This is a genomic window from Kitasatospora sp. NPDC091257 (assembly GCF_044757675.1).
Classification (GTDB): Bacteria; Actinomycetota; Actinomycetes; order Streptomycetales; family Streptomycetaceae; genus Kitasatospora; species Kitasatospora lactacystinica.
The window spans coordinates 1-3,806 of the sequence record NZ_JBIVVI010000908.1 but is presented as its reverse complement, the minus strand read 5'-3'; the positions used below and the strand labels follow the sequence as shown (position 1 = coordinate 3,806).

At 76.1% G+C, this 3,806-nt stretch carries 3 protein-coding genes; 1 reads left to right on the top strand and 2 read right to left on the bottom strand.

Annotated features, from left to right (window positions below; genetic code table 11):
- A partial coding sequence (locus ACIQOV_RS31820; RefSeq protein ID WP_401054154.1) for an MFS transporter occupies positions 1-1,249 on the top strand: 1,249 nt, incomplete at its 5' end.
- 121 nt (positions 1,250-1,370) lie between these two features.
- Here the strand turns inward: ACIQOV_RS31820 and ACIQOV_RS31815 are convergent.
- Both ACIQOV_RS31815 and ACIQOV_RS31810 read right to left on the bottom strand, forming a co-directional pair.
- Positions 1,371-2,186 (bottom strand): hypothetical protein, encoded by an 816-nt coding sequence (locus ACIQOV_RS31815; protein ID WP_401054153.1) that lies wholly within the window; start codon positions 2,184-2,186, stop codon positions 1,371-1,373.
- A gap of 124 nt (positions 2,187-2,310) precedes the next feature.
- The gene (locus ACIQOV_RS31810; protein ID WP_401054151.1) at positions 2,311-3,297 is read right to left on the bottom strand and encodes a LuxR C-terminal-related transcriptional regulator; all 987 of its coding nucleotides are present in this window, start codon (positions 3,295-3,297) and stop codon (positions 2,311-2,313) included.
- Positions 3,298-3,806: the final 509 nt, after the last annotated feature.

The window sequence follows — 3,806 nt, the reverse complement described above, 5'->3', positions numbered from 1 at the left end:
GGGTGGCGTGACAGGGGCCGGGCGGTTCCGTCGGCAGCGGCGGCTGTTCCTCTCGGTGGCGATCGACACGTTCGGCTCCGGCGTCTTCCTGCCGCTGTCGCTGCTGTTCTTCGTCACCGTCCAGCACTTCCCGGCGGCCGCCGCGGGCACCGCCGTGACGGTCGGGTCGATCGCGTCCTTCGCCGTCGTGCCGCTCTGCGGACGGCTCGTCCAGGCGGCGGGGCCCAAGTCCTGTCTGCTCGTCAGCAACGTCCTGACCGCGCTCGGGTACGGCCTGTTCCTCGCGGCCGGGAACCTGCCCACCGTGGCCGCCGTGAGCTTCCTCGTGACGGCCGCCGACCGCCTCTACGGGGCCGCCTGGCCCACGCTGGTGGCGCGGTTCGCGAAACCGGCGGAGCTCACCGAGTGGTTCTCCGCGGTCACCGTGCTCAAGACCACCTCGCTGGGGGTCGGCACGCTGGGGGCGACCGCCCTGATGGCGCTCGCCGGCGGACACGGCCTGCGGGTCGCGCTCGCCCTGAACAGCGCGAGCTCCCTGCTCGCGGCCGTCCTCCTGCTCGGGGTCACCGTGCCGGCCGCCGAGCGGCCCGCGCGCAGGGCAGCCAGGTCGAACACCCGGGCGGCGCTCCGCGACCGGCCCTTCATGTCCCTGGTCGCGTCCCAGACGCTGCTGTCGGCGGCCTGGCTGATCCCGACGGTCGCCTTCCCCGTCTACCTGGTGGAGAGCCTCCACCAGGCCGCCTGGTGGCCGACCGTCGTGGTCGCCGTCCGCTACGCCACCGCCACCGCCCTGCAGATGCGGATCAGCCGCCGGCTCTCCGGCTGGAGCCGCTCGCGGGTCCTGCGCCTGTCGATCGGCGCGGTGGCCGTCGCCATCGCCCTGACCGCGGCCGTCTCCACCGCCCCGCACGCCCTCCAGGGCCCGCTCGCCGTCCTGGTGGCGGCGGTCCTGGCCCTGGCCGAACTGGCCTCGAAGCCCACCGCGGCCGCGGCGGCGGTCGCCATGGCCCCCAAGGGCGACGAAGGCCCGTACATGTCCCTGTTCCAGCTGACCTGGACGGTGTCCTACGCGGTCGGACCGGCCGTCATCGGCCTGGGCCTGCAGAACCCCCCGCTGCTCTGGACCGCACTGGCCCTCTGCGTGGCCGCCGCCGCCCTGGCCCACCGCCTCCGCACCCCACTGCGCCGCCCCGCGGTGCAACTCCCGCACGCCGCACGCGATCTACGGGAGGAGGCCGAAGTCCCGTAGAGCGGCGCCACCCCTTCAACCATCCTGCCGCAGCGATCGGTCGGTGTCTCCGCACGCCGACTCCCCTGCACCGCCCGGGGGATCCGCACCAGCAGGCCGACCCTCCGGGGCCCGGCAGGTGTCAGCGCCGTACCGGCAGCTCGTCGACGAGCCCGTAGGCGCGCAGCTGGTAAGGGAGCGCGGCCGGGCGGCGCCACTGGAGATCGAGACCGCAGGCGCCGAGGACGGCGCCGAAGGCGTGCCGCATCGCGTCCTGGACGGCGGTGCGGGCCCGGGCGGCGCGCTCCGCGGCGGGGGTGTCGCCGTCGGCGGCGGCGGACAGCCGGCGGGAGGGGTTCCAGTGGAGGTCGGCGACGCCGGTGGTGTCGTCCCCGTCCTCGACGGCCGGGCACGGCGTGAGGGTGATGCCGGGCGCGTGGAGGTGGTCGGCGACCGGCAGGCCGGCGAGCCCGGCGGTGCGGCGCACCGCGGCGACGACGTCCGCGCTGATGCCGAGGTCCTGCGGGCGGGAGCCGGCCGGGGCCGGGGCGGCGGCGTCCTGGCCGGTGGCCGGTGCGGGTCCGTCGGCCCGGCCGACCCTGGTCTCCCCGCCGAGCCGGCCGGCCACGACCTCGATGCCGAAGGCCGGCAGGAACTCGGCGAACGCGTTCCGCATGGTGCTGCCGACGACCCGTCGGGCGGCGAACGCCGGCTGCTGGGGCTGTTCCATGGCCGCGGCGGCCGCCAGCCGGGGGCCGGGCTCCCAGTGCAGGGCGATCAGTCCGGCGCAGTCGTCGGAGTCGTCGTGCGGCCGGGCCGGGCGCAGGTGGACGCCGGGCCCGTGTCCGCCGTACCCGACGGGCAGGCCGGCCAGCAGGAGCGCCTCGGTGACGCGGTCGACGAGCACCGGGTCGGTCCGGTGCCCGCCCGGGGACGTGCGTTCCGCAGCCGTGTCCACGCCGTCCTCCTCCGGGCCCCGGGCGGCGGCCGACCGCCGGCGCCCCGAGCGTACGGCGTACCCGGACGGCCCGTCGGCGAATCCCGGAACCGGTCCGCGGCGGCCCCGCCCGGCCGGGAGGCGGCTACAACCAGCCGCGCCGGGCGGTCTTCAGCCCGGCCTCGAAGCGGCTCGCCGCGTCGAGACGCTCCATCAGGGCGGCCATCTGCCGCCGGACGGTCCGCACCGAGACGCCGAGCCGCTTGGCCGCCGCGTCGTCCGTGAGCCCGGTGGACAGCAGCCGCAGCAGCTCGCGCTCCCCGGCGGTCAGGCTCAGCGGGGCCACCCCGTCCCGGTCGTCGGCGATCGGGACGGCGGTCTCCCAGGTCTGTTCGAACAGGGCGACCAGGGACGCGACGATCCCCGGCTCGCTGGTGCACAGCGCGCCGGCCCGGGTGTTCTCCGGGTCGATCGGCACCACGGCCGTGCTCCGGTCGAAGACCAGCATCCGCGGCGGCAGCACCGGCGCGGTCCGCACCTCGCCGCCGAGGCCGGCCATCCAGCGGACGTAGTCGAGGGTCTCCGGGGCGTCGTGGATGCTGTCCTGGTAGATGGTGCGCAGGCTGACCCCGCGCCGCAGGGCGTCCTCGTCCAGCGGCCGGGACGCGGCCAGGCTGGCCGCGGACTGGGCGCCGCCGGGCATCACCGCCAGGACCTCGCTGGTCAGCCGGGAGGTCAGCACCTCCAGCTTGTCCTGGATGGCGTCCAGGCCGAGCAGCCGCTCGCGGTCGCCCACCGGGTTGTCGGCCCGTACCTTCGCGTACTCCCCCAGGGCGCGCGCGACGGCGGCCTTGGAGGCGGCGACCTCCTGCTGCCGGCGCGCGAGTTCCTCCTCCTGACGGCGCAGCAGGATCTCCAGTCCGCGCTCCGGGCTGACCGGCCGCAGGGTGCCGGGCCGTTCGCGGGAGGCGCGCAGCAGGGTGAGGTCGGCGAGCCGGTCGAGGGCCGCGCGCACGGCGGCCTCGGGGAGGCCGAGCCGCTCGCAGAGTTCCGCGACCCCGCCCTCGGGGTCGGCGAGCATTTCCCGGTAGACGGCTTCCGCAGTGGCATCCAGCCCCAGCAGTTCCAGCACTTCTCGACCCCTGATCCCCGTGGACGGTTCCGTATGCCCGGTCGGCCCGGGGCTGATCATTCCTTCGGCCGGAACGCCCTCGCAAGGGCATGATCCGGTCAACGCCCCACCCGGGCCGTCGACGCCCTCGGCGGGGCCCGCACAAAGGCGGAATTCGGGCCGCTGCCCGGTGCGGTGTTGCAGCATGCTGCCTGTCCTGATCCTGCCCGCGGATTCGCTTCCCGTGACGGGCCGGGGAGCGGGAGGATTCCCGGTGCGCGCACTCCCCGTCTTTCCGGACACCCAGAACTGCGGTCTCCCTCAGCGCAGTTCCCGCACAGAACAGGACTCGCCCGTGTCCGTCCGTCCAGTTGCCGCCGTCCTCCTGACCCTCGCCCTCGCCGGCTCCGTCGCGCCGGCCTTCGCCGCCGGTTCGACCGCCCCCGACGCCGCCCCGTCCGCCGCCCAGGGCCCGGGCGGGGGGATCGGCTGGGACGGCCCCGCCGCTCTCTCGATCGGCTGGGACACCC